Genomic DNA, 17,409 nt, shown 5'->3' with positions numbered 1-17,409 from the left:
GTTTCGTCTGATCGGTCAGTGAGTTGGCGGCGTCGCCGTGGTCAAGTGAAAGCCGACGCTGCGATAGGCTTTATAGCGTTCGCGCGCCAACTGCTTTAATGCGTCTTCGTAAGGCACGAAGTCTATCACTTCATGGAAAGCGGTGGCAAAATCCGCGAAGTCGGGCAACAGGCTGATCAACAGCTCGCGTGGCGCGCTGCCGCGCTTGCCCGGCCAGGACAGCTCCACCGGCGCGCCGAAGCGCGGTCCTTCCCCGGCCAGATTATGCGGCACAAACTGCTGCGGATCGCGCGCCCACAGCGCCTCGTCCAGGCGCTCGGCCTGCGCCTGGCTGGCACAGGCCAACAGCACGCGCTTACCGGAGCGCCAGTGTTGGCACGCCAGCTCGCAGGCCAGCGTTTCCACATCGTCCGGCGCATCCGCCGCCTGCGGTTGCTCCAGCAAATAAAAGGTTGCCTGTTTCATCGGGAGTCGGATCTATCCTGCTTGGTGATGGCCGTGCCGCCGGGAGCGGTGACACGGCGTGGCCGCCCGTGTGTTGGACGGCCCTGCCTTACTATTCTACAGCAATGGCGGGAATATTCATGCTTCCCCTCCCGTGCGGGAGGGGAGAGGCGGGATCACTCTTCGCCGTTGAGGCCTGCGCGATTGAGCAGGAACTGGGAGAGCATCGCCACCGGACGGCCGGTGGCGCCCTTGGCCTTGCCGGAGCGCCAGGCGGTACCGGCGATGTCCAGATGTGCCCAGTTATATTTGCGGGTGAAGCGCGCCAGGAAGCAGGCAGCGGTGATCGCCCCACCCGGACGGCCACCGATGTTGGCCATGTCGGCGAAGTTGGAGTCCAACTGCTCCTGGAACTCGTCCCCCAGCGGCAGACGCCAGGCGCGATCGCCCGCCTGTTCCGCCGCGCTCAGCAACTCGGAGGCCAGCGGGTTGTGGTTAGCCATCAGGCCGGTCAGGTGATGACCCAGGGCGATGACGCAGGCGCCGGTCAGGGTGGCGACATCTACCACCAGTTCCGGTTCGAAACGCTCGACATAGGTCAGCACGTCGCACAGCACCAGACGGCCTTCGGCGTCGGTGTTGAGCACCTCGACGGTCTGGCCGGACATGGTGGTGAGGATATCCCCCGGACGATAGGCGCGCCCGCCCGGCATGTTTTCACAGCCGGCCAGCACCCCGACGATGTTGAGCGGCAGTTGCAGCTCGGCGGCCATGCGCATCACGCCATACACCGAGGCGGCGCCACACATGTCGTACTTCATCTCGTCCATGCCTTCGCCCGGCTTGAGGGAGATGCCGCCGGCGTCGAAGGTCAGCCCTTTACCCACCAACACGATCGGGCGTGCGTCCGGGTTCGGGTTACCCTTATATTCAATCACCGACATCAGCGATTCGTTCTGCGAGCCTTGGCCGACGGCCAGGTAGGCGTTCATGCCCAGCTCTTTCATCTGCTGTTCGCCGATCACCCGGGTAGTGACGGAGCCAGCGTAGCTGTCGGCCAGCTGACGCGCCTGGGAAGCCAGGTAGCCCGCGTTACAGATATTCGGCGGCATGTTGCCGAGATCTTTGGCCGCCTTCACCCCGGCGGCGATGGCCAGACCGTGCTGAATGGCGCGCTCGCCACTGGTCAACTCGCGGCGGGTCGGCACGTTGAACACCATCTTACGCAGCGGACGGCGCGGCTCGACCTTGTTGCTCTTCAGCTGATCGAAGGTATACAGGGTCTCCTTGGCGGTCTCGACGGCCTGACGCACCTTCCAGTAGGTGTTGCGCCCCTTGACGTGCAGCTCGGTGAGAAAGCAGACCGCCTCCATCGAGCCGGTGTCATTCAGGGTGTTGATGGTCTTTTGGATCACCTGCTTATACTGGCGCTCATCCAGCTCACGCTCTTTGCCGCAGCCGATCAGCAGGATACGCTCCGAGAGTACGTTGGGCACATGATGCAGCAACAGCGTCTGCCCGACCTTACCCTCCAGCTCGCCGCGGCGCAGCAGGGCGCTGATATAGCCATCACTGATCTTATCGAGCTGTTCGGCAATCGGGGACAGGCGGCGAGGTTCGAATACACCGACGACGATGCAGGCGCTACGCTGCTTTTCCGGGCTACCGCTCTTTACACTGAACTCCATGCACTCTCCTGAATCTTAAAGACAGCGGCCAGAGGGGCGGATAAACTATACTCAAAGACGTTACGGCCCCTTGCCGTTGAACTGACTAGAAACAATTATTGCCACACGTTTTAGGCTGCCTAACGGTAAAATCATGCCGACATAGCGATGACCCGGCTTCCGTTGCGGCTTTTGCTGTTTTTTCGCGCGGGCGGCAGTTAAATTTGTCGTTTTCGTGACTAACGATTACGGTACAATCGGTTTGCAGTACAATCAGTTTACCTGACAAGTGGTTGGCGTTTTGGGATCTGGTCACGGTCCCGGCGAGCTGTTTTACGCCACCCAGGCAGCCAAGGCTGTAATCGTGCTACCCATTGTTGCCGCGGCCATAATCATCATAAAAATGGCGCGTTAGCGTAGAAATTATCTATTTTCCTGCAAAAATACAAGTTTTCACAGGCGTAATAAGCGTGATCATCATTAGATATCTAGTACGGGAAACCTTTAAGAGTCAGGTCGCCATCCTGTTTATTCTGCTCTTGATCTTTTTTTGCCAAAAGATGGTGCGGATTTTAGGGGCGGTGGTGAATGGCGATATCCCGACCAACCTGGTGTTTTCCCTGCTTGGGCTGGGGATCCCGGAGATGGCTCAGCTCATCTTGCCGCTCAGCCTATTTTTAGGGTTGTTGATGACCCTAGGTCGGCTGTATACGGAAAGCGAGATCACGGTGATGCACGCCTGTGGGTTGAGCAAGACGGTGCTGATCAAGGCGGCGATGGTGCTGGCCTTCTTCACCGGGGCATTGGCGCTGGCCAACGCTTTCTGGCTCAGCCCCTGGTCCTCGCTGCACTCCGATGAGGTGATGGCGGAGGCCAAGGCCAACCCCGGCCTGGCATCGCTGGCCGAAGGGCAGTTCCAACCCTCGCAAGACGGCAACTATGTGTTGTTCGTCGGCAACGTGAAGGACAAGAAATTCCACGACGTCTTCCTGGCGCAGCTACGCCCGAGCGGCTCGCAGCGCCCCTCGGTGGTGGTGGCGGATAGCGGCCATCTGGTCGAGATGAAGGATGGCGGGCAGAAGGTGGTGCTGGATAGCGGAACGCGCTACGAGGGCACCGCGATGCTGCGCGACTTCCGCATCACCGACTTCGTCGACTACTCCGCCCTCATCGGCCACAAGTCGACGATGCTGGATCCGAACAACGCCGATCAGGCGAGCATGTCCGCGTTGTGGCACTCCGACGAGTCGAGCTTCCGCGCCGAGTTCCACTGGCGCCTGACGTTGGTGTTCTCGGTGGTGGTGATGGCGCTGATGGTGGTGCCGCTCAGCGTGGTGAACCCACGCCAGGGGCGGGTGCTGTCGATGCTACCGGCGATGCTGCTCTACCTGATCTTCTTCCTGTTGCAGAGCTCGCTGCGCTCCAACGGCGGCAAGGGCAAGCTGGATCCGATGATCTGGATGTGGGCGGTGAACGGCGGCTACCTGTTGTTGGCGTTGGCGCTTAATCTGTGGGATACCGTGCCGATGCGCCGCATTCGTGCGCGCCTGAGCGGAAAAGGAGTGGCCTGATGTTTGGCGTTCTCGATCGTTATATTGGCCGCACCATCTTCAACACCATCATGATGACCCTGTTCATGCTGGTGTCGCTGTCTGGCATCATCAAGTTCGTCGACCAGCTGCGCAAGGTGGGCCAGGGGGATTACTCCGTGGCGGGCGCCGGGCTGTTCACCCTGTTGAGCATCCCCAAGGATATCGAAATCTTCTTCCCGATGGCGGCGCTGCTCGGTGCGCTGCTCGGCCTGGGGATGTTGGCGCAGCGCAGCGAACTGGTGGTGATGCAGGCCGCCGGTTTTACCCGCATGCAGGTGGCGTCGGCGGTGATGAAGACCGCCATTCCGCTGGTGCTGCTGACCATGGCCATCGGCGAGTGGGTAGCGCCGCAGGGTGATCAGGCGGCGCGTAACTACCGTGCCCAGCAGATGTACGGCGGCTCGCTGCTGTCGACCCAGGGCGGCCTGTGGGCCAAAGATGGCAACCAGTTTATCTATATCTCCCAGGTGGTGAACGACCGCACCCTGGCGGGGGTGAGTATTTACACACTCAACGACCAGCGTAAACTGACCTCGCTGCGTTACGCGACGGCGGCCACCTTCGACGGCAAGCAGTGGAAGCTGACCCAGGTGGAGGAGTCCAACCTGACAAACCCTGCGCAGATCACCGGTTCGCGCACCCTGAGCGGGGTGTGGAAGACCAACCTGACGCCGGACAAGCTGGGGGTGGTGGCGGTCAGTCCCGACTCGCTCTCCATCAGCGGCCTGTATCACTATGTGAAGTACCTTCAGCAGAGCGGCCAGGAGTCCAACCGTTATCAGCTCAATCTGTGGAGCAAGATCTTCGCCCCGCTCTCCGTGGCGGTGATGATGCTGATGGCGCTGTCGTTCATCTTCGGTCCGCTGCGTAGCGTGCCGATGGGGGTGCGGGTGTTGACCGGCATCTGCTTCGGCTTCGTCTTCTACGTGCTGGATCAGATCTTCGGCCCGATGAGCCTGGTGTACAACGTGCCGCCGGTGATCGGCGCGGTACTGCCCAGCGCGTTGTTCTTGGCGATCAGTATCTACCTGTTGCTGCGCCGCAGCTAACGGTGTAGGGATGAGATAAGCGGGGCTCCTAAGGGCGCCCCGCTGGTATCTGATGAGTAAACCCTCTGGGTGAGGCGTGAGCGCAGAGGGCGCTAGCCAGACTGGCTGACTGGTGCGATGTCAGTGATGACTCACTTCGCGCGACTTCCCCTTGGCCTTAGGCCTTAACGCTTTTGCGCCGCCAAGGCGCTGACCAGATCGTTCACCCCATCGCTCATGTTCTTGAAGCGCGTCAGGTCGCTACGGGTGACCACCACGAATACCCCGATGTTCTTCTCCGGGATCAGCGCCATATAGGTGATGAAGCCCCCGGCACCGCCGGTCTTCTGAATGATCCCCGGATGGCCATCCTGCGGCGCCATAGCCACCCAGCCCAGCCCCAAGGCGGCGGCCTTACCCGGCACATCCATCCCCTTCACCTGATTCAGCTTGGCGCGTGGGTAGTACATCTTCAACAGGCGCGCGGCGTAGGGGCTACGCGGCTGCTGACCGCCGGCCAGAAACTGCTGCATCCAGCGGCGCATGTCGTCCGGGGTGGAGTAGACCCCACCGCTGCCGATGGCCGCCAGCGAGGAGATGCACGGGCTGGCGCTGCGCGCCGGGATCATCAGGCGCGCGCACTGCGCCGCCGTCGGGGTGTAGGTGGTATTACTCATGCCCAGCGGACGGGTGATCAGGCGCTGAAACAGCGCCGGGTAGCTCTGGCGGGTGGCGTGGGCCAAGGCATCGGCCAGCAGATCGTAACCCAGGTTCGAGTAGGCGGCGGCGCTACCCGGCGCGACGCTCAGCCGGGCGCGTTGCAGCCACTGCCAACGCTGGCTGTAGGTCGGCCAGGTGAACACCGCCCGGTTGGCGGCGCCACCCGGCTGCTCACGCGGCAGGCCGCTGGTGTGCGAGGCCAGATGCATCAGGCGGATCGGCCGTCCCGAGGCGTTAGTGGGCACTCGCTTTCCTGGCGGGGCATAGCGCGACAGGGGATCGGTCAGCTTGACCTTCCCTTCGGCGTCCAGTTTGACCAGAACCTCGCTGGTCATCAGCTTGGTCAGCGAGGCGATGCGGATCAGCGAGTCGGGGCGTGGCCGCTGATTGTTGCCGGGGCGGGTCTCGCCGTAGCTACGAAACAGCTGCTCTTTACCGTCGATGGCGACCAGCGCCATGCCGGTGGCACCGCTGTTATAGAAGATATGCTCGGCATAGCGATCGACGATGGCGCGGATCTGGGCATCCGGGGTGGCGGCATGGGCGGATACTCCGCTCAGCACACAGCCGATGGCCAGCGCGGCCAGGGAAAAAAAGGGGCGAAAATGAGTATCCATGTCATTCAGAACGCAAGGGAATAAGAGGGGTAAGTATAGTAATGCTTGCCCGCGCTGCACAGCAGCGCTTTTGCCGGGAAATTTTGTAAAAAAGCGCCGCAGAGTGCTGCGGGGGGTAAAAATGAATGTGACGTGGCGCACATGCAAGGGTAACCTTGCTACGCTTTACATTAGGGACGCGCACGGGCGTGATAGTGGGAAATTTTATACTGTAGTGCAGTTATTTTTTCCTCTTTGTCTTCCGTGAACATATAATGCGCAGCGGTCTGTGAGGACTGTAACCTAAATCGAACAACCGCCTGCGCGGCGTTAAGCACCCAACAGGAAAGAGAAACATGAAAATGAGTATCCGTGCGCTTTTCACGGTACTTCTGGCCGCGGCTGCCTGCATGCAGTCTGCGTTTGCCGTGGTATACCCCCTGCCGGCGAACAACAGCCGAGTGGTTGGTGAGAATCTGCACATCCAAGTCCCGGAAGATAGTAAGTACCCACTTGAGCATTTCGCTGCGAAATACCAGATGGGGCTGAGCAACATGCTGGAGGCTAACCCCGGCGTCGACCCCTATCTGCCGCGCGCAGGCCGTAGCCTGACGATTCCGCAGCAGCTGATCCTGCCGAACACGCCCCACGAGGGGATCGTGATCAACAGCGCCGAGATGCGCCTGTATTACTACCCGAAAGGCAGTAAGACGGTGGTGGTGTTGCCGATCGGTATCGGCCAGCTGGGCCGTGATACCCCGATGAACTGGGTGACCTCGGTACAGCGTAAGAAGGCGGGCCCGACCTGGACCCCGACCAAGAAGATGCATGAAGAGTACGCCGCCAACGGCCAGTACCTGCCTGCCGTCTTCCCGGCCGGTCCCGATAACCCGATGGGGCTGTACGCCCTGTATGTTGGCCGCCTGTATGCGGTGCACGGCACCAACGCCAACTTCGGTATCGGTCTGCGTGTCAGCCACGGCTGTGTGCGTCTGCGCGACCCGGACATCAAGTGGCTGTTCGAGAACATCCCGGTGGGGACGCGCGTACAGTTTATCAACGAGCCGGTGAAGGCTACTGTGGAGCCGGACGGTTCGCGCTATATCGAGGTGCACAACCCGCTCTCTACCACCGAGGCAGAGTGGCAGTCACGCGCGCCGGTGCCGATCCAGCTCAACGCCGCGGTGACCAAGATTATCGCCGATCCGAGCGTCAACACCCATGCGGTGGACGAGGCGCTGAAGGCTCGCTCCGGCATGCCGGTGAAGATCAACTAAGCCGATGCGTTAGCCGTGATACCAGGCGGGCCGGATGGCCCGCTTTTTTTTGCCCGGATGAAACGCACCGGGCGGCGGAGCGGGGGCGCCGCGCCTCTTGGGCTAACCCTCTGAAAAACTTACCCGCCTGCGAGCGCCGTTTTTTTCAGCACTTGAAAAGATCGCGAGTGGATAACTGTTGCAAGGCGACGCCCACTAGGTATAATGCACCTGTTTTCCGCATCCCCTTCAGTGCCGAAGTGGCGAAATCGGTAGACGCAGTTGATTCAAAATCAACCGTAGAAATACGTGCCGGTTCGAGTCCGGCCTTCGGCACCATCGGAACATAAATAGACGTCAACGGACGTCTTTTTTTGTGCCTTAAATCCGCGCCACACAAGGCTTTCCGCGATTTTCCTTTCAACAGAAGTCAATCTGAGTCAACCCACATCAAGTCGCTTGTGAGTATAGAACCGAGTATATATGCTGGTTCGATAATGGTTGTATACTCACAGCGGCACATGGAAGGAGAACTTTTATGGCTCTGACAGATATCAAAGTGCGTTCTGCAAAACCGCAGGAAAAGGAGTACACCCTTGTCGATGGGGATGGCATGTTTTTGCTTATTCATCCCAATGGCTCAAAGTACTGGCGGTTCCGCTTTCGCTTTGGTGGCAAGCAGCATCTGATGGCGTTTGGGGTTTATCCTGAAACTTCATTAGCTGATGCCCGTCAAAAAAGAGAAGAGGCTAGGAGGCTCGTTGCTGCTGGAATCGATCCTCGCGAACACAAACGTGCTGTGAAAGAAGAACAGACGAAAGAAGCTATTACCTTTGAGTCAGTTGCTAGAGAGTGGCACGCAGCAAATAAAAAATGGTCAGAAGAACATAGTCGGCGGGTGCTGAAGAGCCTGGAAGATAATTTGTTCCCAGCGATTGGGAAGCGAAGTATTGATAGTTTTAGTACGCGCGATCTCCTTGTGCCTATCAAAGTAGTTGAGGCTACAGGGCGTCTTGAAGTGGCTTCGCGTCTTCAGCAGCGTACCAATGCGATTATGCGTTATGCAGTGCAAAGCGGTTTGATTGATTACAATCCTGCTCAGGAGATGGCTGGGGCAGTTGCTTCAAGTAATCGTGTCCATCGACCAGCACTTGAACTGAAACGCTTACCTGAACTACTCCACCGAATTGATAGCTACACCGGACGGCCTTTAACCCGTCTGGCTGTTGAGCTAACGTTATTAATTTTTATTCGTTCTAGTGAATTGCGCTTTGCCCGTTGGTCCGAGATCAATTTTGAAAGGGCAATGTGGACAATCCCGGCAGAACGAGAAGCTATAGAAGGTGTTAAGCATTCGCAACGTGGTTCTAAAATGCGTACACCTCACTTAGTACCGCTGTCTCGCCAGGCATTAGAAATTCTGAAACAGGTTCACAAGTTTAGTGGCGAGCGTGATTTTGTTTTTGTTGGCGATCATAACCCTCGTAAACCGATGAGTGAAAACACGGTGAATAAGGCGCTGCGTGTTATGGGGTATGACACTAAGGTGGAGGTTTGTGGGCATGGCTTCAGGACTATGGCATGTAGCTCGCTGATTGAGTCAGGGCTGTGGTCAAGGGATGCTGTAGAGCGGCAAATGAGCCATATGGAACGTAACTTAGTACGTGCGGCTTACATTCATAAAGCAGAGCATCTGGATGAACGCAAGTTGATGCTGCAATGGTGGGCTGATTTTCTGGATGCGAATCGGGAGAGTGGGATTACGCCGTTTGACTATGCGAAGATTAATCGGGGTAATATTTAGTGTGTATGTTTAATTAAGGTACAACTAATCAACCAGCTCAACTAGCCTCACTTTGGAGGCTGGTTGATAGATTTGGATTTGACCCGCCGTCTTTGGAAGTGTTTTGTATCATTGGTAACGCTGTACGAATAGGGAAAGATACTATGTTGAAATCGCTCGTAATGATTGTGTCAAAGGGCCTATAGATATCGTGGGTTAGCTTTTATAGAATAGGCGAATTCTTACTTTAGAGAACATGAAGTTATGAGCGCAATCACATTACGTAAAGCGTTGGGTGTACTTGCGAAGTCATCTTCGTTTTCCGTCACCACCGTGACACACCGTCAGAAGGATGAGTTCGATCAGTTAAAGGAACAACTCTTTGTTAAACAAGAGATTGAAACTGAATTGCAACGCTATCTGGATGTTGCTAGACCCGGTGAAATCATTTTTTTGTGTGGTAGTAGCGGGGACGGAAAGTCCGAAATTTTAACCCGCTGTCAGTCAGATCCGCGTTATCAGCGGCGATTTATTTTCCATCTGGATGCCACTCATAGTTTTGCACCTCGACAATCAGCTATTGATGCTTTGAATGAGTTATTTGCTAATCATCATCAGCAGTCATCTCCATTGCTCATTGGCATCAACACCGGAATGCTTGCCAACTTTGCCCGAGAAGGTGCTGAATGCCATAAGGTGATCCGGTCTGCAATTGACTCATTTTTATCAGGGCAGCAGGATGCAAGCCGTCCTTATCGTAACGAGAATTGTTCTTTTTTTGATTTTGAACACTATCCTAAATTCCAGTTTAACGAAAATAAAAACTATTCATCATTTATTAAAGCCTTATTAGATAACTTAACTCGAGACGATGATAACAATTTATTTCAGTTTATCTTTCGACGCGATGAGTTAATTAATCCAGATCTAAAAGAGGTCGCAAACTTTAAATTGCTTTGCATGACTGGCGTGCAGAATGTATTAATTACACAGCTCTTTAAAGCGCGGTTGATTAAAGACCAGTTTGTCACGACCCGAACGCTGCTGGACTTTCTGCATCATCTGTTGATGGGGCCTGGCTACTTATTTGATAATCTCTTCATCGGTGCAGAAAATGATCTGATTAAAAAAGTTTCCGATTTTGATCCCGCCAGATTGCACACCTATGAACTTGATCAGTTTGTTTTGCGCTATGAACTGGGACTGGTTGACGCTGATCTCGATGATTTTTTAGCCGCACTTGAGCCGTTGCACATTAAGTTTGATCGCCAGAGCGTTAAGCCCGGTGACGCAACCTCCTTGATCCGGCTTTTCTGGCTGTTGCAGCATGAGTCGTTGGGTAATGATTATCATCGGAGATTTTCCGCGTTCTTTAACGAATCGTTGTTTGAACGTTACTCAGAAATCTGGCATTTGCATAGAAATTACACAGCAGATCCGGAGCAAAAAAGATCACTGAATCGCTTCTATGCTTTTGAGCTTATCGCGGGTATACAGCGCTATGCTAACCGCAAAGCACCTGAATTAAGTATGCAAAAAGAAGAGTTCTTTTTGGGTGAGTTTGGTGGGGTAAAAATAACCGCACCGGTAGAGGTGAAGCCTGATTGGGATGCTATCCGTAATAAACATACGGCTCATCCAACTGGCTTCGATGTCTATTTAAAGGTGGGGCGAAATCCACTGCCGCATATCCATATCGGGCTTAATTTGTTCGAATTACTGGACAAGTTGAATAATGGCTATCGTCCGAATAAATACGATAAAAATGCCATCGTGTTACTGGATGAAATTGTTGAGTTGATCGCGGAGCAGGCTAAATCCAGCAGCGAAATCAAATTTTATGATGGCAGACAACGGGTTTATCGTGCAAAGGCGGATGACGATATGATCACTATTAGCGGTATGGAGGGTTAGCAGAATGTACCCTATCGCAAACGAGTTAAAAGTGGGCAACAATCAACTGGATAGTTACCTGCCTGTGCGCAATAAAAATAACGATATTAGCTGGCAATTCGTCACCGGTCTGGTCCTTAGCTACGCCCTGAAACGTAAAATCGAAGCTTACGATTCCGAACAATTCCGTGAAGATTGTAAAACACATCTGCAGGAGCTGCTTGATGAGCCTGCATTCTGGTCCGTGCTGGAACGGATGTATTTTTCCAGTCAGGATATTTTCCGTATCTCCCCACTTTTTTTACTGTTCCACGCCCAGTTTAATGGTGAAAAAATTAGTGCGGGTTCTACGGCAGATAAACGACTTGGTACGCTGTTTGCCAATTTGATGGGAGATTTCAGCCTTAGTTATCCCATACAGGACAGACTGAACTTCATCGAGCAGCAAATGCTGAATAAGCTCAATGAAAAAATAAAGCTGTTGGGGAAAGGACCGTTTGCCGAAGAGCAACCGTATCTTCCGTATATGGTAACGTGTTTTCAGTCTGATCTGGCATTTCTGGCTGAACATCCACAGTACCTTTTACAGGAATTGACCAACACCCTACGTTTGTACGCTTTTAGCTGGTGCGCTCAACTAGCGCTCAATCTGGACAACTGGCAGGATGGCGAACCACAAAGCAAATCACTGTTTTTTATTCTTGATAGCGAAAAAGCCAGCTCCGAACGGGAAAAGGTGAAACGTTATGGCTATAGGTTATTTGCCAGCCAGAGAGAAAAATTGTTCCCGATACTTTCCGCGTTGGAGGTGTTGCAGGTAAAAGGGGCGAAAAAACGCCCTCTCTGGCAGGTATATCAGGATTGTTTGAGTTATTCAGGCACCCCAAATCAAGTGTTAGATGAGCTTAATGATTACATACAAAAATTTATTAGTAAGGAAGAACGAGATCTTCCAGCTCGTGAACGCGCTACAAATCTGGAAAGTGCTTTCAAACAGCTATTATCCGTTGCTATAGAGCAATTCCAGGATAAAAAAACTAACCGCGCGGATATAAATAAGAACTACATTAACGAGCTGGAAAACCAGATTTGCACTGATTTCATTCAGGTCCGTGGTCGGGCAGGGAAAGTGCTGGTGCTGAATCAGGATCGTCTGCTGTTACTGACCAATCTCACTGTGGGCAAAAATGACAAACTCCGCCTGCATGAACTGCTGCGTGGTTTTGAACAGCGCGGTTTTTATCTGGACAACCAGTCGGCGCAAACGCTGGTGGCGTTTTATGAACGCATGGGAAATGTAGAGCGAATGAGTGATAGTGGAGACGCCGTGTATGTCCGTAAAACAGTATGAAACCTATCTGGCAGAAACCTTTATTGAATGGGTAGGTGGCATCATTCAGCCTGGCGAGCGCTACCAGTTCAAATCTCCCGATCCCGATAATGCCCTAAAACTCTGGGAAGCATTCGTCTCTCTGGCGAACGGCAATCGGCTGGAAATTGCGTCAGGGCAATATATTGATTGCCTCCTCTGCAATGGTGTTCAGCTTATTCCTGTACTGCATGGTGCTGAGGCTCCAGCATTCACAGAAAACTACATTTCTCATTTGCGCGATGAAGTTGCAGGGCGCAGCGGCATTTTTGCCCAAACAGCGCTGTTGATTATTCACAACAGTATGCTCGATACCCTGATTAACAGCACGAAAGACGTGGCGGCACCGGATGCTATCTGGTACCCGCAAACTTTCAGTCATCAACTGGAAAAGCTCATTACCACCGACAGTAACCGTTCGGAATTGTCCCGTTGTTTGCTGGAGGATCAACTGGCGACGGTACTGGATGAAGGCGCGACCGTATTTGGTTTTTCGTCGCTGTATCGCCTGCTGGATGATGGCAATCTGGATTTCTCCGAGCTTCATCTGTTTAAAGATGATGAACTACTGAACTATAGCCAGAAGCAGCTACGCACCCGACTGAATGAAAACCGGAAATTATATCGCCAGATAGAAGATAGTGTTGAACGCTACAGTGGACAGCTGGAGAATGTGCTGCCTGAGTTTAGTTCAAAATTCATTCAGGAGCATTTTTACGATAAAGATGACTGGCGTGAACTCGATTTCTCCGACTACAGGAAAGAGAAAGAACAGAATAGTGAACAAAAACTGGTGCTGGAAAACGTCTCCGTCGAAAACGGCGAGGTTTGGCAACGCGCGAAAAGTGCCAGTAAGGCAGGCAAACGTGACATCAGCCTGCTGGTGCAGGTGCAGCCAGGACAATCAAAAGCTGAGCTGGAGTTCAGTTTTCAGGGTAACGATCTTCAGGATAACCAGATAAAGATTGCCCATAATCGTCAGTTAAAGAATGCACCTTTCTGGCGCACCAGCCGGGCGGGCGGCAAGACTTCCCGCATTCTGGCGTCGGTGCCTTTTGATGGGCATCCCTGCTTCTTTAGTCTCGAACTGACCAACCGCAATAATTCAGCCGAAGAGTATAAATTTCGCCTGTTGTTGGTCGAGCAGGGACAATTCTGGCTAAACGATATTCAGCACTGTTACCGTATCGAGCCAGGTAAAGATCAAATAACCCTGCAACTGGAAGATAACACACTGCGTATTGCAGAGTCTGGCAACTTGATATTTACGTTGGATGACGAGAGCGAAGACATCGACTGCCAGCATTATGCTCAGGTGAATTTTGAGACGCTGGCAAATCAAAGTGACTTGGTTCAGTTTGCGCTCGTTTCCGGTGATTCCCGTCTGTCGTTTAACATCGAGGGGCCTGGAGCAGAAGAAGGGCTAACGTTACCGTTACTTTTTGACCAAAGTCGTTTCAATAAGTTGTTCAAAGAAGAGGGCAATGCAACCTGGAACCGACTAAAAGGGCGCATCATACTCGATAATACTGAACACAAGGTCGTAGGTGTACGCCAGCAGTTGTTGATGCTGGAAGCCTCATTAATTGAGCAACGTCTGCTAGGTACGGGAAGTGACGATAGTGAGTTTGCGCTGGATGAACTTCTTGCCAGCTACCCCGATCTCCATAACGCCTATGAGCAGTTATTTGCCTACTATCATCGTCGTAACACCCTACCGAGTCTGGTGTCGTGGTCAGCAGAATATCGCACACTGGTCAGCTACATTGTTACTACGTTTGAACAGTCACTCCAGCAAATCGGCCTGAGCAGAGCGCTGACAGCGCAGGAGAAACGTCTTCTCCATCTGGGGATCTGCCGCAATGATAGCCATGAGCGTCTCTCACCACTGCACCCATTAGTACTGGCCTACCATCTACAACTGGCAGAAGCTATCGTTGCGGAGTCGGAACAGAACGATTCGGCTTCATTTGCTACACTACCGCCGATCACTCTTGATCGCCTGATGGTTTCCGGATTAATGCCGTTTGTTTACCACAGTGAGCATGAATACGCGCAACTACAGCCGGTGGAAGAAAACCGCTTCTGGATTGACGCGGTTCCCCAGCGGCAGGTCAGCCATGACTACGTTAAACGTCTGGTAAAAGACAAACTCAATGAGTTCACGGACGCTTACGCCCGGTTGTTCCAGAGCGCTGAAAACAGTGCGTTGATTATCAATGCCATTAATCAAGGGAATGCCAAAGAACTGTTTCTGGGATTAGTAGAATATTTTAAGCAAGAAAAAGAGCACGCTATTTCGGTGCATGTGAACTGCTACGATGAACGTTTGCTGCCTAATATGTTCGATCACTTTGCCGAAAGTGGTAGCTATGAGCAGCTTAAAAACGATCTCGATCTGAACAGCGGCGTATGGCGGGCAGAAGCCGATATGCTGATTGACCTGCTGCGTAGCCGGTTAACGTTCAGCAAGTTTGTCCTGCCGTCAGAAAGCGACAAGCTGGCCTATGCGCATCTAGCATTTTTCACCAATACAGCACCTGTAGATTGCCGCCAGATCCGCATTGAAGATGCATCAAGCGGGGTATTGTGTCATGGGTTGATCGCTGGGGAAGGTGCCGAAACGCAGGGGGATGCTTACTTTACCGCCTTTGGACTGCGAGATGTGGATACTGAGTCTTATTGCGCCCTGCGTCTTGCCAGACTAATCGGCTGCCTGTGGCAACCCGCACGTCAAAGCAACAGCCAGTATCATGGACAAGGGATCGGCCTGGCCGTGAGTGGCAATTTTAAACAGCTGCTCAATTACTCTTACAATAGCGCGCTCTGGACCACCATCATTGATCCTAAAGTCACCCTCGACTTTTTCACCAGTCAGAAAGATGTGGTGCTTATCCACTATTCTGACCAGTACACCAGTTGCGCAGGCTACGATGCCGTCACCGTCACGAAGCAGGTTGATTTGTTCCTGCGGTTGCTCCAGACAGGAAGCCAGACAGGGCAACCTGCTGTTGATAGTCAGCATTTGCTGGCTGAATTTAATGCCTTTAACGGTGAATGGCTGCTGAAAATGCTGCGCTCCAGTGAAAGGGAGCGTAAAGAGAAACACGGCATTATAGGCGCGTACAAATTTGTGCAATCCATGTTGCACCAGTCCGATATTTGCTGGATTCCGCTATCGGTGGCCGAAATGATCCGCGTGTCCGGCAATGTCGGGCTGAAAATGAAAGAGACTGATTTATCGAGAAATTTACAGGGTTATCGTAAAGGTGCCATCTCTGATGATGTACTCTTTGTGGGATTCAAAGAAGACCGCCTCTATCTGTTGCCGCTGGAAGTTAAAACTGGGGCGCGACCGGACTACAGCTATGCAGGCCAACAGGCTCGTGAGTTGAAACGCTACTTACAGCAGGACATTCTGGAACCACAGACGCTGGCATCACAGCTGTACCGGGCGCTCTTTATACGTCAGGTGCTGATGCAGGTGGAGAAACTGCGCCTGTATGGAGTGCTGGACAGCGACAAACTGGCTCCCTTGCTGGATCGACGCGAATGGTGGTTAACGGGTGACTATCAGTTAGGTGAGTTGACCGACTATGCGAACGGCTTCGTCGTGGCGCATGTGGACAGCGCAACCTGCTTCGATCTCTCTTATAAAGAGACACCGGAGAATATCTTACAGATTGAAATCCCTTATTCACTGCTGCCTTCGCTAATTGCTGCGCAGGGGAATGAACCACCGCTGGCGGAACGTTATCGGGTGCCGGAAAAATACCGACTTAAGCCAGAGTGTGATGCCACTCCGTCACAACCCGAAGTTGTGGTAGAAGTCACAACGCCGGCTACTGCACAGTCCATTTCTGAACCGGAGTCGTTACAGCCTGCTGTACCGGTGGCGACTTCTGATAAAAGCGATACTCCATTACGGATCCTGTTTGGTCATGATGCTGCGCGTCAGAGTCCGTTACATTGGGAGCCAACCAACACCGCGAAGTTCATGAATACCAATACCGGCATTATTGGAACGATGGGCACCGGTAAAACCCAGTTTACTAAATCGCTGGTCACACAGTTGATGCGTAATCAGTCCTGTAACGTTGATGGCAGACCTATTGGTTTGCTGATCTTCGACTACAAATCAGACTATGTGGATGAGGCTTTTCTTGATGCTACAGGGGCCAAAAAGTACAAATTATTTAAGCTGCCTTACAACCCCTTATCTCTGTTTGGTGACACGCCAATGCTACCAATCCATACCGCTGGTGGGCTATCGGAAACGATGGCAAAAGCCTATGGGCTGGGCCATAAACAGCAGCTTAAATTAGAAAATCTGATTTTAGAATGCTACGAAGCGGCAGGCATTTCGCCGGAGGATCCGACAACATGGTCACGGACTGCGCCGACGATTGAAGATGTATGGCAGCGTTTCCTCGATCAGGAGAAGGTTGAAGAAGATTCGCTTTACGCAGCACTTTCTAAACTGGCGCGTTACAAGATATTCGAGACAATCCCGGAGAAGATGACCAGTTTGTACGAATTGATTGACGGTGTCACTGTGATTGAACTGGCTGGTTACCCCCCAGAAGTGCAAAATCTGGTGGTCGCGCTCACGCTGGATCTGTTTTACGCACAGATGCAAAAACGCGGTAAACCGGTGGTGCGAGGGGATTATCGTCAGCTTACCAAAATGATTCTGGTGGACGAAGCCGATAACTTTATGCGTCAGGATTTTTCCAGCCTCCGTAAGATCCTTAAAGAAGGCCGTGAGTATGGCGTTGGTGCGATCCTGTCAACTCAGGAGATCACTCACTTTAAGACTGGGGAAAATAATTATGCCTCCTATATTTTAACTTGGGTAATCCATCGTGTTTCTGAGATAAGGAACGCGGATATCAAGGCGGTATTTAACGTTGATGATAAAGGTGAGCAGGAGTCTTTGATGGGGCAGATTCGGCAGCTTGAGAAGCATTTTAGTTTATACATTGATGGAGATAAAAAGATAAGAAAAATGCGAGATAAGGCGTTTTGGGAGCTTTAAGTAAATATTTAAATTTTGTATCG

Annotated in this window: 10 protein-coding genes and 1 tRNA gene; 8 read left to right on the top strand and 3 right to left on the bottom strand. The window is 52.9% G+C overall.

What is annotated here, in order from left to right:
• Nucleotides 1-15 precede the first annotated feature (15 nt).
• A complete protein-coding gene (locus tag ACEQFP_RS06445; RefSeq protein ID WP_370547180.1) occupies nt 16-465 on the bottom strand; it encodes a DNA polymerase III subunit chi in 450 nt (149 codons plus the stop codon).
• Between the two features lie 155 nt (nt 466-620).
• Nucleotides 621-2,132 (bottom strand): leucyl aminopeptidase, encoded by a 1,512-nt coding sequence (gene pepA, locus ACEQFP_RS06440; protein ID WP_005289896.1) that lies wholly within the window; start codon nt 2,130-2,132, stop codon nt 621-623.
• A gap of 449 nt (nt 2,133-2,581) precedes the next feature.
• Here pepA and lptF point away from each other — a divergent pair, with 449 nt between their 5' ends.
• Nucleotides 2,582-3,682, top strand: coding sequence for an LPS export ABC transporter permease LptF (gene lptF / locus ACEQFP_RS06435; protein ID WP_337977634.1), 1,101 nt, complete (start codon nt 2,582-2,584; stop codon nt 3,680-3,682).
• Complete coding sequence (gene lptG / locus ACEQFP_RS06430) at nt 3,682-4,752, top strand: LPS export ABC transporter permease LptG (protein WP_047059084.1); 1,071 nt, start codon at nt 3,682-3,684, stop codon at nt 4,750-4,752. The genes lptF and lptG overlap by 1 nt, the downstream gene beginning before the upstream one ends.
• A 164-nt stretch (nt 4,753-4,916) precedes the next feature.
• On the opposite strand, the gene ampH is transcribed toward lptG, so the two are convergent.
• Nucleotides 4,917-6,068, bottom strand: a complete 1,152-nt coding sequence (gene ampH / locus ACEQFP_RS06425; protein ID WP_370547181.1) for a D-alanyl-D-alanine-carboxypeptidase/endopeptidase AmpH — start codon at nt 6,066-6,068, stop codon at nt 4,917-4,919.
• A gap of 335 nt (nt 6,069-6,403) precedes the next feature.
• Here ampH and ACEQFP_RS06420 point away from each other — a divergent pair, with 335 nt between their 5' ends.
• The 6 genes from ACEQFP_RS06420 to dptH all read left to right on the top strand — a co-directional run bounded on the left by ACEQFP_RS06420 (nt 6,404) and on the right by dptH (nt 17,386).
• The gene (locus ACEQFP_RS06420; RefSeq protein ID WP_005289907.1) at nt 6,404-7,324 is read left to right on the top strand and encodes a L,D-transpeptidase family protein; all 921 of its coding nucleotides are present in this window, start codon (nt 6,404-6,406) and stop codon (nt 7,322-7,324) included.
• A 233-nt stretch (nt 7,325-7,557) separates the two neighbouring features.
• A tRNA-Leu gene (locus ACEQFP_RS06415) sits at nt 7,558-7,642 on the top strand.
• A gap of 199 nt (nt 7,643-7,841) precedes the next feature.
• Entirely contained in the window at nt 7,842-9,107 is a 1,266-nt protein-coding gene (locus ACEQFP_RS06410; RefSeq protein WP_370547182.1) for a tyrosine-type recombinase/integrase, read from the top strand.
• Between the two features lie 243 nt (nt 9,108-9,350).
• Nucleotides 9,351-11,000, top strand: coding sequence for a DNA phosphorothioation-dependent restriction protein DptF (gene dptF / locus ACEQFP_RS06405; protein WP_370547183.1), 1,650 nt, complete (start codon nt 9,351-9,353; stop codon nt 10,998-11,000).
• Between the two features lie 4 nt (nt 11,001-11,004).
• Nucleotides 11,005-12,330 carry a DNA phosphorothioation-dependent restriction protein DptG gene (gene dptG, locus ACEQFP_RS06400; protein ID WP_370547184.1) on the top strand — a complete coding sequence of 442 codons (1,326 nt, stop codon included), beginning with the start codon at nt 11,005-11,007 and terminating at the stop codon, nt 12,328-12,330.
• Nucleotides 12,311-17,386: a DNA phosphorothioation-dependent restriction protein DptH gene (gene dptH, locus ACEQFP_RS06395; RefSeq protein ID WP_370555208.1), complete on the top strand. Its 5,076-nt coding sequence runs from the start codon at nt 12,311-12,313 to the stop codon at nt 17,384-17,386. Before dptG ends, dptH begins: the two co-directional genes overlap by 20 nt.
• The last annotated feature ends 23 nt before the right edge of the window (nt 17,387-17,409 follow it).

Source organism: Edwardsiella sp. A.80236, assembly GCF_044540725.1.
GTDB classification, from domain to species: domain Bacteria; phylum Pseudomonadota; class Gammaproteobacteria; order Enterobacterales; family Enterobacteriaceae; genus Edwardsiella; species Edwardsiella tarda.
Note: the sequence above shows the minus strand (reverse complement) of the source record. Positions and strands in the feature narration are given on the sequence as shown.